The organism is Arhodomonas sp. KWT, from assembly GCF_010993615.1.
The window spans coordinates 1-14853 of the sequence record NZ_WNXE01000039.1 but is presented as its reverse complement, the minus strand read 5'-3'; the positions used below and the strand labels follow the sequence as shown (position 1 = coordinate 14853).

Annotated in this window: 13 protein-coding genes and 1 pseudogene; 5 read left to right on the top strand and 9 right to left on the bottom strand. The window is 70.1% G+C overall.

Annotated elements, in window-relative coordinates:
* The 5 genes and pseudogenes from G7A99_RS25370 to G7A99_RS08725 form a co-directional block, all read right to left on the bottom strand.
* Positions 1-336, bottom strand: a pseudogene (locus G7A99_RS25370) (oxidoreductase); the annotation flags it as partial.
* A gap of 92 nt (positions 337-428) precedes the next feature.
* Positions 429-1442 (bottom strand): TRAP transporter substrate-binding protein, encoded by a 1014-nt coding sequence (locus tag G7A99_RS08740; RefSeq protein ID WP_018718778.1) that lies wholly within the window; start codon positions 1440-1442, stop codon positions 429-431.
* A gap of 26 nt (positions 1443-1468) precedes the next feature.
* Positions 1469-2758, bottom strand: a complete 1290-nt coding sequence (locus tag G7A99_RS08735; RefSeq protein ID WP_018718779.1) for a TRAP transporter large permease — start codon at positions 2756-2758, stop codon at positions 1469-1471.
* Between the two features lie 11 nt (positions 2759-2769).
* On the bottom strand, positions 2770-3282 hold the full coding sequence (locus G7A99_RS08730) for a TRAP transporter small permease (protein WP_163139581.1): 513 nt from the start codon (positions 3280-3282) through the stop codon (positions 2770-2772).
* Positions 3282-4298 carry a TRAP transporter substrate-binding protein gene (locus G7A99_RS08725; RefSeq protein WP_018718781.1) on the bottom strand — a complete coding sequence of 339 codons (1017 nt, stop codon included), beginning with the start codon at positions 4296-4298 and terminating at the stop codon, positions 3282-3284. Before G7A99_RS08725 ends, G7A99_RS08730 begins: the two co-directional genes overlap by 1 nt.
* 225 nt (positions 4299-4523) lie before the next feature.
* Here G7A99_RS08725 and G7A99_RS08720 point away from each other — a divergent pair, with 225 nt between their 5' ends.
* Positions 4524-4970 carry a MarR family winged helix-turn-helix transcriptional regulator gene (locus tag G7A99_RS08720; protein ID WP_018718782.1) on the top strand — a complete coding sequence of 149 codons (447 nt, stop codon included), beginning with the start codon at positions 4524-4526 and terminating at the stop codon, positions 4968-4970.
* Positions 4971-5001: 31 nt separating this feature from the next.
* Here the strand turns inward: G7A99_RS08720 and G7A99_RS08715 are convergent, their stop codons facing one another.
* The 3 genes from G7A99_RS08715 to G7A99_RS08705 are packed head-to-tail and all read right to left on the bottom strand — an operon-like array spanning position 5002 to position 9589.
* Positions 5002-6582: an indolepyruvate oxidoreductase subunit beta family protein gene (locus G7A99_RS08715; RefSeq protein ID WP_163139578.1), complete on the bottom strand. Its 1581-nt coding sequence runs from the start codon at positions 6580-6582 to the stop codon at positions 5002-5004.
* A gap of 19 nt (positions 6583-6601) precedes the next feature.
* Positions 6602-8743: an indolepyruvate ferredoxin oxidoreductase subunit alpha gene (locus G7A99_RS08710; protein ID WP_163139576.1), complete on the bottom strand. Its 2142-nt coding sequence runs from the start codon at positions 8741-8743 to the stop codon at positions 6602-6604.
* Between the two features lie 57 nt (positions 8744-8800).
* Positions 8801-9589 carry a cyclase family protein gene (locus tag G7A99_RS08705; RefSeq protein WP_018718785.1) on the bottom strand — a complete coding sequence of 263 codons (789 nt, stop codon included), beginning with the start codon at positions 9587-9589 and terminating at the stop codon, positions 8801-8803.
* A 241-nt stretch (positions 9590-9830) separates the two neighbouring features.
* On the opposite strand from G7A99_RS08705, the gene G7A99_RS08700 reads away from it, so the two are divergent.
* Positions 9831-10343 carry a MarR family winged helix-turn-helix transcriptional regulator gene (locus G7A99_RS08700; protein WP_163139574.1) on the top strand — a complete coding sequence of 171 codons (513 nt, stop codon included), beginning with the start codon at positions 9831-9833 and terminating at the stop codon, positions 10341-10343.
* 42 nt (positions 10344-10385) lie between these two features.
* Here the strand turns inward: G7A99_RS08700 and G7A99_RS08695 are convergent, their stop codons facing one another.
* The gene (locus G7A99_RS08695; RefSeq protein ID WP_163139572.1) at positions 10386-12752 is read right to left on the bottom strand and encodes a bifunctional salicylyl-CoA 5-hydroxylase/oxidoreductase; all 2367 of its coding nucleotides are present in this window, start codon (positions 12750-12752) and stop codon (positions 10386-10388) included.
* Between the two features lie 225 nt (positions 12753-12977).
* Between G7A99_RS08695 and G7A99_RS08690 the strand changes: the two genes are divergently transcribed.
* The 3 genes from G7A99_RS08690 to G7A99_RS08680 form a co-directional block, all read left to right on the top strand.
* A complete protein-coding gene (locus G7A99_RS08690) occupies positions 12978-13433 on the top strand; it encodes a thioesterase family protein (RefSeq protein WP_018718788.1) in 456 nt (151 codons plus the stop codon).
* A complete protein-coding gene (locus tag G7A99_RS08685; RefSeq protein ID WP_163139570.1) occupies positions 13430-14194 on the top strand; it encodes an SDR family NAD(P)-dependent oxidoreductase in 765 nt (254 codons plus the stop codon). The genes G7A99_RS08690 and G7A99_RS08685 overlap by 4 nt, the downstream gene beginning before the upstream one ends.
* A gap of 76 nt (positions 14195-14270) precedes the next feature.
* Positions 14271-14853, top strand: a 583-nt coding sequence (locus G7A99_RS08680) for an enoyl-CoA hydratase family protein (protein WP_163139568.1), incomplete at its 3' end; no start/stop codon positions are given.

Below are 14853 nucleotides of genomic sequence, written 5' to 3'. Positions count from 1 at the left end.
GTGCAGCGGGAAATCGTTGACCGGCCCCTCGGCGGTGAGCCGGTCGCCGGGCTGCAGGCGCTCGTGCATGTAGGCCGAGCCGCCGCGCCCGTCCGCCTCGCGCCGCACCGCGATGACGTAGCGCTCCGGCGCCGCCATCGCCGCCGCGTCGGCACGGGTGACGATCAGCGAGTACTGCCGCTGCCCGCTGCCGCCGTCCAGCGGCAGCTCGAAGCGCAGGTGGGCGCCGGGGGTGAACCCGGGCAGCGTCCCGCCGCCGGCACGCTGCAGCTCGATGCGCCGGATCTGCGGCGTGAGCCACTCGGCGGCACGGACTTCAAGTTCCAGCTTGGTCATGGCCTCTCCCCCTGCCCGCGAAAGGTCAGCGGCAATAAACATCCAAATGAATATATTCGGACGATGGAACCCTCCCGGCTCCACCCGCCTCGCTACTCCGCGTTCAGCGCCTCGATCTGGTCGTGGAAATACGCCAGCGCCGCCTCGCCATCGACCCCACGCTCCGCCGCGGTCTCCACCCAGTCCGCGCGAACCGGCGCCAGGCGCTCGGCCAGCCGGTCGCGGGCGTCGCCGTCCAGCCGGACGAAACGCACGCCGGCGCCCCTGAGCGTCTCCCGCGCCTCGCGCGCCTTGCGGTCCCATACCCGGGCGAAGCGCCGCGCCATGGCCTCGCCGGAGAGCGCCTCGATGGCCTCGCGGTCCGCCTTGGAGATGGCGTTCCACTTGTCGCGGTTCATCACCAGGTACTGGCTGCTGTGGGCGAAGCCCCCGGGCACCGTGACCGCGGTGTCGACGTAGTCCTGCAGCCGGAAGCTGACGATGGAGTCGCTCTGGAAGAACGTGCCGTCGATCACGCCGCGGGAGAGCAGCTCGTAGCTCTGGGAGGCAGGCGCGGAGATCGGCGTCATACCCAGGCGCTGGGCGACCTCGCCGGTGGTCGCGCCGAGCACCCGGACCTTGCGCCCGGACAGATCGCCGACGCCGGCGACGTCGCCCCCGCGCAGGAAGATCTGCGCCGGGGTATTGGTCCACAGCGAGAGCAGCTTGACGCCCTCGTGCTCGTTGGCGGGCCGGAAGTAGCGCTGGTAGGTCCGCCAGTAGGCCACCGAGTTGGCCTCGGCGTCGTCGGCGAGCAGCGGCAGCTCCGCCATCCCGGTGAGCTTGAACCGCGCCGGCGTGTAGCCGTGCACGCCGAAGGCGAGGTCCGCGACGCCGTCGCGCACCAGGTCGAAGTGGGCCTCGGGCTTGGCCATCGCCTGCATGATCTCGACGGTCACGCGGCCGTCGGTGGCCTCGGCGACGTCCTCGGCCCAGGGCCGGATCATCTCCGTGACCACGTAGTGCTCCGGCGGCAGCCAGTTGGAGAAGCGCAGGGTCACGTTGCCCGCGGCGGCGGGCACGGCGGCGGCCAGCATCAGGGCGGCGGCGATCAGTCGGTTCAGCATGTTGTTCACTCCTTGCCCGCGCGGGGCTACATCATCGACGGCAGCCACAGGGTGATCGCGGGGATGAACGCGAGCACCAGCAGCCGGACGATGTCCATGAGCAGGAACGGCGTCACGCCGCGGAAGATCGTGCCCAGCCGGGTCTCCGGCAGCACGGTGTTGAGCACGAACACGTTGAGTCCGATGGGCGGGGTGATCAGGCTGATCTCGATGGCCACCACCACGACGATGCCGAACCAGATCGGATCGAAGCCGAGCCCCTGCACGATGGGGAAGAAGATCGGCACGGTGAGCAGCAGCATCGACAGGCTCTCCAGCACCGCCCCGAGCACCAGGTACAGGCCCAGTATGATGAGGATCACCGCCATCGGCGCGAGGTCCGCCGCGCTCACCCAGGCGGCGAGGTCGTCGGGCATCCCCGCGAGGTTGACGAAGTTGGAGAACACCACCGCGCCGATGAGGATCGCGAACATCATCGCCGTGGTGCGCGCGGTCTCCAGCAGCAGCCGGTAGAACGACGCCGGGGTCAGCGCCCGCCGCCACAGCGCCAGCACCAGCGCCCCGCTCGCGCCGATGCCGGCGGCCTCGGTGGCGGTGAACACGCCCAGGTAGATGCCGCCCATCACCAGCGCGAACAGCGAGAGCACGCCGCCGACGGCGCGCAGCGCACGCAGGCGCTCGCCGAACGCGAGCTTCGGGTACGGCTCGGTGGCGTCGCCGGTCCACCAGAAGTGCAGCCGCACCGCCGCCATGTAGCCGAGCACGCCGAGCAGCCCCGGCACCAGGCCGGCGATGAACAGCTTGCCGATGTTCTGCTGGGTGATGATCCCGTAGAGCACGAGGATCACGCTCGGGGGGATCAGCACGCCGAGGGTCCCGCCGGCGGCGATCACGCCGCTGGAGACCGCCTCGGAGTAGCCGTAGCGCCGCATCGACGGCATCGCCACCTTGGACATGGTCGCGGCGGTGGCGAGCGAGGAGCCGCACACCGAGCTGAAACCGCCGCAGGCGGCGACCGTGGCCATCGCCAGTCCGCCCTTGCGGTGACCGAGCCAGGCGTTGCTGGCGGCGTAGAGGTCGTCGGCGAGCCGGGCATGCACGATGAGGTTGCCCATCAGCACGAACAGCGGCACCACCGTCAGGGTGTAGGACTTGCCGGTGTCGTAGCCCACCTGCCCGAGCAGGGACAGCGCCGGGTCCACGCCGAGGATGGCGGCGACCCCGACCACGCCCACCAGCATCATGGCGAAGGCGATGGGCAGGCCGAGCACGATCAGTCCGAGCACGGCGGCGAGCCCCGGGAGCCAGTATTCCATGCCGCGCCTCCTCAGCCGTCACCGGGGGCGCGCAGGCCCGTGGCGACGGCGAACGCGTTGCCCGCGAGGATCACCGCCGCCAGCCCGGCCAGTGCCGCCATGACCGCCGCCACCGGCCCCAGCGGGATGCCGAGGAACATGGTGGCGTCGCCGTAGGTGAACAGCCGCGCGGCGTGCGCGGCGAGCCGCCAGGCCAGCACGCCGGCGACCCCGGCGCCGACCAGGTGCACGACGCTCTCCTGCACCCGCCGTGCCGCCGGCCCCAGACGCTCGGTGAGCAGGGTCACGGAGACGTTGCCGCGCTCGAGACAGACCAGCGGCAGGCCCGCGTAGATCAGCAGCGCCATGGCCACCTCGCTGATCTCGAAGGCCCCGAGCAGCGGGGCATCGAAGAAGTAGCGCCCGACCACGTCCACGCTGGTCACCGCGAGCATGAGCACCAGCAGGCAGGCGGCGACGGCGCCGATGACGCCGCGCAACCCGCGCACGCCCCGGACGAGAGCGACGGCTGCCGGGGTCCGCATCACTCGGCCCCGGCGGCCTCGAGCTCGCGGTGCAGTGCGTCCAGGAACGCCTGCCCGTCGACCCCGTCCTCGGCGACCCGCTCGAGCACGCGCTCGCGCAGGCCGTCGGCCTGCTCGGCGATCGCCTCGATCATGGCGTCGTCGGCCTGCTCGATGCGCACGCCGGCGGCACGCAGGTCCTTGCGCCCCTGGCGGTCCGCCCGGTCCCAGGCCCGGCCGGCCAGGCGCGCGAGGTATTCGCCGGAGACACTGTCGATGGCGGCGCGCTCGTCATCGCTCAGGGACTGCCACTTCGCCTGGTTCATCACCACGTAGAAGCTGACGGTGTAGAGCCCGCCGGGGACGACGGTGCCGTAGTCCACCGTGTCCTGGAGGTTGAAGAAGGTCACGCTCTCGTAGGGGAAGACGATGCCGTCGGCCACGCCCTGGGACAGGAGCTCGTAGGACTGCGAGGAGGGCGCGTTGACCGGTACCACCCCGAGCTCCTCGCTGAGCTGAGCGGCCACGCCGCCGGGCACGCGCAGCTTCAGCCCGCTCAGGTCATCGAGGCTGTGCACCGGCCGCCGGCTGTTCCAGATATGCCCGGGCCCGTGGGTGAACAGGCCCAGCAGGTGGACGCCGCGGTGCTCGCCGGAGTCCGCCATGGTCTCCTGGTAGGCGCGCCAGTAGGCCACCGACTTGACCTCGGCGGAGGGTGTCTGCAGCGGCAGCTCGGCGAGCTCGAAGACCGAGAAGCGCCCCGGCGTGTAGCCGTGCACGCTGAAGCCGACGTCCGCCAGGCCGTCGGCGACGAGGTCGTACTGCGCCGGCGGGGGGCCGAGCGGCGAGCTCATCACCTCCACCTGCACGCTGCCGCCGGTGGCCTTCTCCACCGCCTCACCCCAGGGCTTGAGCACGTCCGAGACCAGCAGGTGGCTCGGCGGCAGCCAGTTGGCGACGCGGAGCGTGGTCTGGGACAGCGCCAGCGGCGCCCAGGCAAGTAGCGCGATCGCGAGTAGTCCGGTCCAGCGCGTCATGATCGTGTCTCCTCCGTCATGGGCCGGGGTCACAGGGCCACGGTGTGTCTTTGATATTTATCAACCCTGTGGATTGAACCTAGCACAGGGTTAGATGCATTTGAATAGATTTGTAGATAAAAATTTAGTACATAAAAAATATATCGTTGGACCCGCCCCGTCGGGCCCACGACAATCGGCCGTGACGAACGCCCCGACACGCACAGACAGTGGAACCCTCAGACCATGCGAGAGCCGGTGCGCTACTTCACCGACGACTACCTCTCCTACCTGCTCGCCCGGGCGAGCACGCTCGTGAGCGAGCAGTTCCACGCCCGCGTGAGCGCGGCGGGGCTGCGCATCCCCGAGTGGCGCGTGCTCGCCACGCTCTACGACCGCGAGGCCATGACCATCGGCCACCTCGCCGAGATCACCCTGCTGACGCAGCCCACGCTCACGCGGGTGGTCGCGCGGCTGGAGGACTGCGGGCTGGTGCTCCGGCGCAACGAGCCGGAGGACCGGCGCATCACCCGGGTATCGATCACGCCCGCGGGGCGGGATAAGGTGCAGCCGCTGATCGAGCGGGCCAAGGCCCACGAGGCCCAGGTGCTCAGCGGCTACCCGGAGGCGGAGGTGGAGACGCTCAAGGCCGGCCTGCGCGAGATGATCGCGCGCCTGAGGGAGGGGCAGTAACGCCCCCGGGCGACGCCCGGGGGCACGGACATCAGGCCCCGACGCGCACGGGACGGGCCCGGGTGGTGGCCGCCTGCGGCGTCTCCCCGTCGTCGCCACCGTTCAGGGCGGCAACCGCGGCGGCAAGCTTCTCGCCCTGCTCGTCGGCCAGCGCCGCCTCGCGCAGGCGCCGGACCACCGCGGCGGGCTCCTCGTCGCCGTCATAGCCGTCGATGACGCCCATGATGGTGTTGAAGTTGCTCAGCCCGCGGGCGTGGGTGTCGCCATAGCCCTTGACCAGGCGCTGGCACCGGGCGATCTCCACCGCCAGCGCGTAGTCCGGAGCCACGGTCTGGTGGATGCGCCCGAGCCAGGCCTCGATACGCGCCATCTCCTCGCGGAAGCGCAGGGTCGAGCGCCGCCAGCGCCGCATCCGCGAGACGGTCCACAGGAGCATGAACCCCGACAGCGTCGCGGTGCGCACGTGCCGGCCCTTGCGGGTGAACGGCTCCAGCGGGCGCTGCAGGCGCGGCGAGTTCAGCAGCAGCCGGCCCAGCGGCGCGGGCAGGGTGTCGCAGATCTCCTCGATGCGCGGGTGCATGAACTCGGTGACGTAGACGAGCTGATCGTCGCCGGCGCGCACCTCCCGGCGAAAGCGCTCGAACCGGCTGGCCCGCGTCTTGAGGTCCGCCACCCGGATGGTGTCCTCGTAGGACATCCACAGCGCCAGGTACCGGGCCGCCTCGGTGGTGAGCAGGTAGTCCCGGGTCTCGCCGCCGTGGGCCTCGTCCAGCGCCAGCACCGCCTCCACGCGGTCGACGTAGTCCCGCGCGTAGGCCGGGTCCTGGTAGTCGGCGAGCCGGCGCATGCCCTCGACCACGTTGAAGTGGGCGACCTCGGGGAAGCGGCCGCGCACGCGCTCGAGCTGCTCGCGCAGCACGGGGTGCTGCGGGTCGGGCTCGGACGGCGCCGGGCGGCTGTGATCCGGCGCCTCGGGCTCGCCCTGGGCCCGTTCGAAGGCGTCGCCGAAGGCCGCCAGGCTCGCCTCCACACCGATGCCCCCGCGGCGGATGGCCTCCTCGAACGCGGCCCGCTCGAAGGGCAGCCGCCCGGAGCCGGCCAGCGCCCCGAACAGCGTCGAGCTGATAACGCTGCCGTGGGACTCCGCCACCGCGGCCATGTCGAAGTAGATAAACGACTTCGCCGCCTGCTCCCCGGCCTCCAGGACCTTGCCGTCGTCGAGGATGCCATCGCCCATCGCGGTCTTCTCGCCGATGGCGTAGACGCGGTGGGTGGAGGCGATGAGCGTGGTGCGATCCGGGGTCACGATCCCGCGCTGTACCGCACGCCCGGCCTCCATGAACTCCGCGGCGATGACCACGTCCACGTCGCCGGGCATGGGCATGAGCGCCAGCACCGGGTCCCGGCCGGCCTTGCGGGCGGCGTGCTCGGGGAAGATCTCCACGTAGTACAGCGTCGCCCCGGTGCGCTGGGCGACGCCGGGCACGGAGGTGGTCTGGGCGAGGTAGCCCTGGGACTCGGCGAGGCTGACGATCCAGTCCGCCAGCACGCCGCCGCCCTGCCCGCCCATCGCCTGTATGGCGATGCTGATCGGTCTGATGGAACGGTCCACGAATGCCTCCTGTGCGCCGCTACATCGCGTAGCGTTCGATCCGCCGCGCCTCGCGGCGCTGGAAGAAACCGATCACCGCGTCGCGCACGCGCTTGGCGAACCGGTCCCAGGCGGTCGGGTTGTGGATGATCTCGGCCCGGTAGAACGACGGGCAGAGCACCGCGGCGTGCGCGACCTGCCCGCACAGCCCGCAGCCCACGCAGCTGTCCTCGACGTGGGCCACCGGGTCGCTGCGCAGCGGGTCCGGGTTGGGCTTGACCGACAGCGACGGACAGCCGGAGAGGCGGATGCAGGAGTGATCGCCGGTGCAGGTGTCGCTGTCCACGCCGAAGCGCTCGCGCACCACGCGCTTGCCGCCCTTGAGCAGGTTGCGGAATACCGGCTTCTCGCGGCGCTGGCGGTTGAGCATGCACTCGGACTCGGCGATCACCACCTTGGGCCCGGAGGACTCGGTGGTCAGCGCCTCGCGCAGGGTGTCGCGCATGGTGCCGACATCGTAGGTGTTGGTGATCCGCCGCACCCAGTTCACGCCGACGCCGCGCACCGCCTGCTCGATGGACTGTTTCGTGCTGCGGATCGGGTTCTCCGCCTTCGAGGAGAGGATGTCCTGGCCGCCGGTCGCCGCGGAGTAGCCGTTGTCCACGATCACCGTGACGTTGTCGCTCTGGTTGAACACCGCGTTGCCCACACTGCTCGCCAGGCCGTTGTGCCAGAACCCGCCGTCGCCGACGATGCTGATGCTGCGCCGCGCCCCCGGGGCGTTGAACGCCGCCGCGCCGGCACCGCCCAGACCGTAGCCCATGGTGGTGTTGCCGATGTTGAACGGCGGCAGGATCGAGAACAGGTGGCAGCCGATATCGCAGCTCACGTGGTGCTCGCCGAGCTCGCGCTCGACCAGCTTCATGGCGGTGAAGATCGGCCGCTCCGGGCAGCCGGTGCAGAAGCCCGGCGGGCGCGGCGGCACCACCTCGTCCAGCCCCTCCATGCCGGCGGCGGCGCTGGAGGCCGCGGCGCCGGGCAGGCGCGCGACGTCCGGGGCATGCTGTTCCAGGAACTGCCGGATGCCATCGGCGAGCACCGCGCCGGTGTACTCGCCGGCCTTGGGCAGCATGTCCTTGCCGTGGATGCGCGTCTGCAGGTCGGCGCGGCGGAGGATCGCGTGCAGGGCCTGCTCGATGTACTCCGGCTGGCCCTCCTCGATCATCAGCACCGCATCCTTGCCGGCGCAGAACGACTTCACCTCGTCGTCCACCAGCGGGTAGGTGACGTTGAGCACATACAGCGGGATGCGGGTATCGCCGAAGCTGTCCGCCAGCCCGAGGCGCTCCAGCGCGCGGATGACGCTGTTGTAGAGCCCGCCCTGGAGGATCAGGCCGATGTCGCCGCGCTCGCCCTCGAAGAACTCGTTGAGCCCGTGCTCCTGGATGAACGACACTGCCGCCGGCCAGCGGCGGTCGACCTTCTCGTGCTCGTGCAGGAAGCTCGAGGGCGGCAGCACGATGCGGCTCGGATCGCGCACCGGGTGCTCCATGGCGTCGCTGAGCGTGTACGCCGGGCGCACGTTGTCCTTGGCCTCGAAACGGCCGTGGACGTGGCAGGCGCGGATGCGCAGCTCCAGCATCACCGGCGTGTTGCTCGCCTCCGAGAGCTCGAACCCCTTCTCCACCGACTCGACGATGCTGCCCAGGTTGGGCCGCGGATCGAGGAGCCACATCTGCGACTTCATGGCGAAGGCGTGGGTACGCTCCTGCATGATGCTGGAGCCCTCGCCGTAGTCCTCGCCGACGATCACCAGCGAGCCGCCGGTGACGCCACCGGAGGCGAGCTGCGCGAGGGCATCGGAGGCGACGTTGGTGCCCACGGTGGACTTCCACGCCACCGCCCCGCGAATGGGATAGTTCACCGACGCGGCCAGGGTCGCCGCGGCGGTGGCCTCGGAGGCGGACGACTCGAAGTGGACGTCCAGCTCCTCGAGGATCTCGTTGGCGTCGGTGAGCACGTCCATCAGGTGGGAGATGGGCGCACCCTGGTAGCCGGCGACGTAACCGACCCCCGACTGCAGCAGCGCCTTGGTGACCGCGAGTATCCCCTCTCCGTGGAATTCCTCGCCGGCCCCCATGCGCAGCTTCTTGACTTCTTTCGCGAAAGAACGCTCCGCCATAGCTCTCTACTCCGTGCCCGCGGCGACCGCCAACGGCCGCCGCGGACGACAGCGGGTTCAGTCGCCGGTGACCAGGGCGACGACGCGGCAGGGGCTGCCCGAGCCGTCCTCGATCTTCAGCGGCGCGGCGATCACCACGGCCCCCGTGGGGGGCAGCCGGTCGAGGTTGGTGAGGCTCGCGAGCCCGAACTTGTTGGTGCCGTGCATGACATTGTGGCAGGGGAACGGCGGGTCCATCTGCGGCGCCTGGCCGGCATCGGTGCCCACCGTCTCGGTGCCGAAGCCGAGCACGTCGCGCTCCTCGGCGAGGAACTTCACGACCTCGTGGCTGGGCCCGGGGGTATGGGCGCCGTCCTCGCGCATGTTGAGGAAGGCGTCCGGGTCGGTGCGCTCGGACCACTGCGTACGGAACAGCACCCAGTGGCCGGCGGGGATGCGTCCGTGCTCGCGCTCCCAGGCCTCGACATGCTCGCGGCCGAGCAGGAAGTCCTCGTCCGCGCTGGCGTAGGCGGTGCAGTCGATCACGCAGGCGGGGGCGATGAAATGCTGCGGATCGACGGTGTCGGTGGCGTTTTGCTCGAAGTCCTTGCCGGTGACCCAGTGGATCGGCGCATCGAAGTGGGTGCCGGTGTGCTCGCCGCAGGAGATGTTGTTCCAGTACCAGGCGGGACCGCGCTCGTCGTAGCGGGAGATCTCCTCCTTGCGGAAGGGCCAGCCCTGGTTGAACTGCTCCGGCAGCTGGAGCACCGGGGTGTCATTGGTCAGGGTGACGCTGAGATCGACGATGCGCACGTCGCCGCCGGCAATGGCGCCGGCAAGCTGGGTGACGAGGTTGCTGGACTGCATGATGCGCTCTCCTCCCGGATATGGCGTTTGGCGTTGGCGTGTTCTGAAGGGCCGGGAACGCCGGTAACTGTAGACGATTACCGCGGCGGCCCGGGACCGTGTCCGCTTATGTTGTTTACGTATAAAACATTTAACTGTCAGATATCAACCCGTCACGCGTACCGCTGCCGCTGGTATCATTGCGTGTCGATCCGCCGGCGTCCCGCCGCCGGCGGACGCAGTCGCGAACGAGGAGGAGCGAATGACACAGCCCGGCCGTGAGCACGGCGGCGCGACGCCGCTCGACGAGGCGACCATGCTGCCCCACAGCAAGCGCTCGCTGCGCGCGTGGCTGCACCTGATCAAGTGCTCCAAGCGCGTGGAGCAGGCCATCTCCGATCTCTTCCGCGACGATTTCGACAGCTCGCTGTCGCGCTTCGACGTGCTCGCGCACCTGGACTACGTCCACCCCGAGGCCCTGAGCACATCCGCGCTCGCCCAGCGGCTGCTCGCCTCCAAGGGCAACATCACCCGGCTGCTCGACCGCATGGAGGGCGACGGGCTGATCCATCGCCGCCCCTCCAGCCGCGACCGCCGGGTGAGCGACGTCTACCTCACCGACACCGGCACCCGGCTGTTCCATGCCATGGCCGACGCCCACGAGGCGTGGTCCGACGAGATCTTCGGCATCCTCGACGACGGCGAGCTCGACGAGCTCGTCGGCCTGCTCGACCGCGTGCGCCACCGCCTGGAGGCCCGCGGGGACCAGGACTGAGCCCCGGCGACACCGTCGTCGGCGCCGCCGGTACGACCGTGCTCAGGCGGCCCGGCCCGCTCCCGGGCGCTCGGCCCCGGCACCGGAGTCGTCCGTGACCTCGTGGCTGCGCGGGCGCGTGCGCACCTGCAGGTCGGTGAGCTCCTCGCGGTCCTTCTCGGCCGTGCGGTAGGCCTGGAAACGGCCGGCACCGTAGACCCGGTGCCAGGCGACGTCCCGCTGCTGGTACCAGGCCCCGGCATGCAGGGTGAAGTACGGGTCGGAGAGGTGCGGCCGCGCCAGCGCGACCAGGTCCGCACGCTCCGCCATGAGGATGGTGTTCACCTGGTCGGCGGTGGTGATGTTGCCCACGGCCATGGTCGCGACGCCGCTCTCGTTGCGCACCTTGTCGGCGAACGGGGTCTGGAACATGCGCCCGTATACGGGCTTCTGGTCCGGCACCGTCTGCCCCGCGGAGACGTCGATGAGGTCGACCCCGGCGTCGCGGAAGGCCCGGGCGATGGCGCTCAGGTCGGCGTCCGAGAGGCCGCCCTCCTTCCAGTCGGTCGCCGAGATACGCACCGACATCGGCTTGTCCTGCGGCCAGACCGCGCGGACCGCCTCGAAGACCTCCAGGGGATAGCGCAGACGGTTCTCGATGCCGCCGCCATATTCGTCGTCGCGGACGTTGGTCAGCGGCGAGAGGAAGCTCGCGAGCAGGTAGCCGTGGGCCATGTGGACCTCGAGCATGTCGAAGCCCGCCTCCTCGGCGAGCCGCGCCGAGCGCACGAAGTCGTCCCGTACCCGGTCCATGTCGGCGCGGCTCATCTCCACCGGCACCTGGCTCTCGCCCTCGAAATAGGGGATGGGCGAGGCGGAATAGACCGGCCAGTTGCCCTCCGGCAGGGGGTGGTCCATGCGCTCCCAGCCCACCTGGGTCGAGCCCTTGCGCCCGGCGTGACCGAGCTGCATGCAGATGCGCGTGTCCGACTGGGCGTGGACGAAATCCACGATCCGGCGGAAGGCGTCGCGCTGGGCCTCGTTCCACAGCCCGGTGCAGCCGGGGGTGATTCGGGCGTCCGGGGACACGCAGGTCATCTCCGTGTACATCAGCCCGGCGCCGCCGACGGCACGGCTGCCGTAGTGCACCAGGTGCCAGTCGTTGGGCACGCCCTCCTCGGCCATATACTGCGCCATCGGCGAGACCACCACGCGGTTGGGCACGGTCATACCGCGCAGGCGCAGCGGCGTGAACATCGGCGGCGTGCCGTCGGCGGCCTCGAAGCCGCGCTCGCGCTCGCGGCGCAGGAACCACGCGTTGCAGCGGTCGACGAAGGACTGGTCACGCAGCTGGAGGTTCTCGTAGGTCAGCTTCTTCGCCCGGGACATGAGCGCGAAGGCGAACGGCTCCGGGTCCATGCCCCAGTGCCGGTCGATGTTCTCGAACCAGGCGAGGGAGACGTCCGCGGCGTGCTGGGTGATCTCCACCTCGGTGCGGCGGCCCTCCTCGAAGTCCGCCAGGGCCGCGGCGACGTCGCCGGTGTGTGCCTTCACGGACTCGAACAGGGCGATGGCGCTCTCCATGGCGAGCTTGGTGCCCGAGCCGATGGAGTAGTGCGCGGTGTGCTGGGAGTCACCGAGCAGGACGATGTTGTCCTTGACCCAGCGTTCGTTGCGGATCATCGGGAACTGCCGCCAGATCGAGCGGTTGGCGATCAGCGGGTGGCCGTCGAGTTCCTGGTCGAAGACCTCCTCGAGCACCGGGATGAACTCGTCCTCGCCCATCCGGTCGAAACCCAGCCCCTGCCAGGTCTCCGGTGCCATCTCCACCACCCAGGTGCTGCGGCCCGGCTCGTACTGGTAGCAGTGGGCGACCACCACGCCGTACTCCGTCTCCTGGAAGAAGTACTTGAAGGCATCGAACTCGCGGCTCGAGCCCAGCCAGCAGAAGTAGTTCCGGCGCCAGTCGAAGCGCGGCCGGAACCAGTCGCGGTGATTCTCGCGGATGCGGCTGTTGATGCCGTCGGCGGCGACGATGATGTCGCTGTCGGCGAACCGTGACTCGTCCTCAACCTCGGTGTTGAAATGCATGGTCACGCCGAGCTCGCGGCAGCGCTGCTGGAGGATCTGCAGCAGGGTCAGCCGCGAGCAGCCGCAGAAGCCATTGCCGCCTGAAGTGAGCACGTGGCCCTGGTAGTGCACGTCCACGTCGCCCCAGTAGGCGAAGCTGCGGCGGATCGCCTCGTAGGAGGCGTTGTCGTAGTCGTCGAGGAATCCGAGGGTCTCGTCGGAGAACACCACGCCGAAGCCGAAGGTGCTGTCCGGCGCATTACGCTCGTAGACGCTGACCTCCCAGTCCGGCCACTGTTTCTTGGTCAGCAGCGCCATGTACAGCCCGCCCGGTCCGCCGCCGATGATGGTGATCTTCATCGCTCCTCCGCAGTCGTCGTTCTGTCTGCCCGATTGTCCGTATCCGGCCGCCAGCGGCCGTGGATAGAGGCAGTATAATCGCGTTATCTTACACGTCAACTTCTTACCTATAATGGATATGCCGCAGTTCGATCATAGCTAAACATTTTATACTTGAATTAAATCGGGGCACCGCTTAGCCTGAGCGCACCAATACGGGGCATGCCGCCCCCGGGAGCGGAACGGATGCAGGAACTGATCACGTCACTGCCGGTCACCGGCGTCTGGTGCGACGCCACCGCGACGGTACACGGCTGGCGCTACCTGGAGGTGGTCAACCGCCTGATCGAGGACTGGTTCGAGCGGGTCGGGCATTCGTTTACCGACATGCACGTCAGCGCGGATACCGGCACCCCCACCACCCGGCTCACCCTCGACGTGGCCACGCCGGCACGGCTCGGCGAGACCCTGGAGGTGCGGCTGCGCCTGCTCCGGCTCGGCCGCAGCTCGCTGGGCTTCCGGGTTACCGGGACCTGTGACGGCGCGCCGCGGCTGGACGCCGAGGCCACGCTGGTGTGGGTGCACAACGAAAACGGCCGACTGGCCAGCCGCCCCATCCCGGAGGCGCTGCGCGGGCGCATGCGCACGTGGCTCGATGGATCCGGGGACAAGGAAACCGTACAACCGGGAGCCGAGGCATGAACGATAACGCCCCACGCCACGCCGTGATCACCGGCGGCGGCACCGGCATCGGTGCCGCCATCGCCCGGCGCCTCGCCGCCGAGGGTATGGACGTCACCCTGATGGGCCGCCGCGCCGGTCCGCTGGAGGACACCGCCGCCCGCATCCCGGGGGCACGCGCGATCACGGCGGACGTCACCGATGCCGACGCCGTCGCCGCGGCGTTCACCGAGGCGCGCTCGGCACACGGCCCGGTGGACGTGCTGGTGAACAACGCCGGCGCCGCGCGCACCGCGCCGTTTCACCGGCTCTCTGCCGGGGACTGGCAGGCGATGCTCGACGTCAATCTCTCGGGGGTCTTCCACTGCATGCAGGCCGCCGTCGCCGACATGCGCGAGAGCGGCAGCGGGCGCGTGGTCAACATCGCCAGCACCGCCGCGCTCAAGGGCTACCCCTACGTGGCCGGCTACTGCGCCGCCAAGCACGGCGTCGTGGGGCTGACCCGGGCGGTGGCCCTGGAGCTCGCCCGCGAACGGATCACGGTCAACGCCGTGTGCCCCGGCTACACGGACACCGAGCTGGTGGCCAACGCCCTGGACACCATCACCGAGAAGACCGGGCGCTCCCGCGAGGAGGCGCTCCAGGAGTTCGTGAAGGTCAACCCGCAGCGGCGCCTCGTCCAGCCCGAGGAGGTCGCGGAGACGGTGGCCTGGCTGTGCCGCGCGAACGCCGCCGCGGTCACCGGCCAGGCGATCTCCGTGTCCGGCGGCGAGGTGATGTAGCCGCCGGCGCGCGCGCCGCGGAACCGCGGCCCCGATCCGGCGGAACGGACGACGCGAATCAGAGGAGAGAACGAGCATGGACCCGAATACCTACCGCCCCGAGCACTTCCGCTGGGAGATGCGCGGCGAGACCGCGCTGATCACCCTGGACCGGCCGGAGCGCAAGAACCCGCTGACCTTCGACTCCTACGCCGAGCTGCGCGACCTGTTCCGCTCGCTGGTGTACGTCGACGGGGTCAAGGCGGTCGTCATCCAGGGCGCCGGCGGGAACTTCTGCTCCGGCGGCGACGTGCACGAGATCATCGGCCCGCTGACCGAGCGCGACATGAAGGGCCTGCTCGCCTTCACCCGCATGACCGGCGACCTGGTCAAGGCCATCCGCGCCTGCCCCCAGCCGGTGATCGCCGCCATCGACGGCGTCTGCGCCGGTGCCGGCGCGGCCATCGCCATGGCCGCGGACATCCGCTACGGCACCCCCCGGGCGAAGGTCGCCTACCTGTTCACCCGGGTGGGGCTCGCCGGCTGCGACATGGGCGCCTGCGCGATCCTGCCGCGCATCATCGGCCAGGGCCGCGCCTCGGAGCTGCTGTTCACCGGGCGCAGCATGCGCGCCGAGGAGGGCGAGCGCTGGGGCTTCTACAACCGCCTCTGCGAGCCCG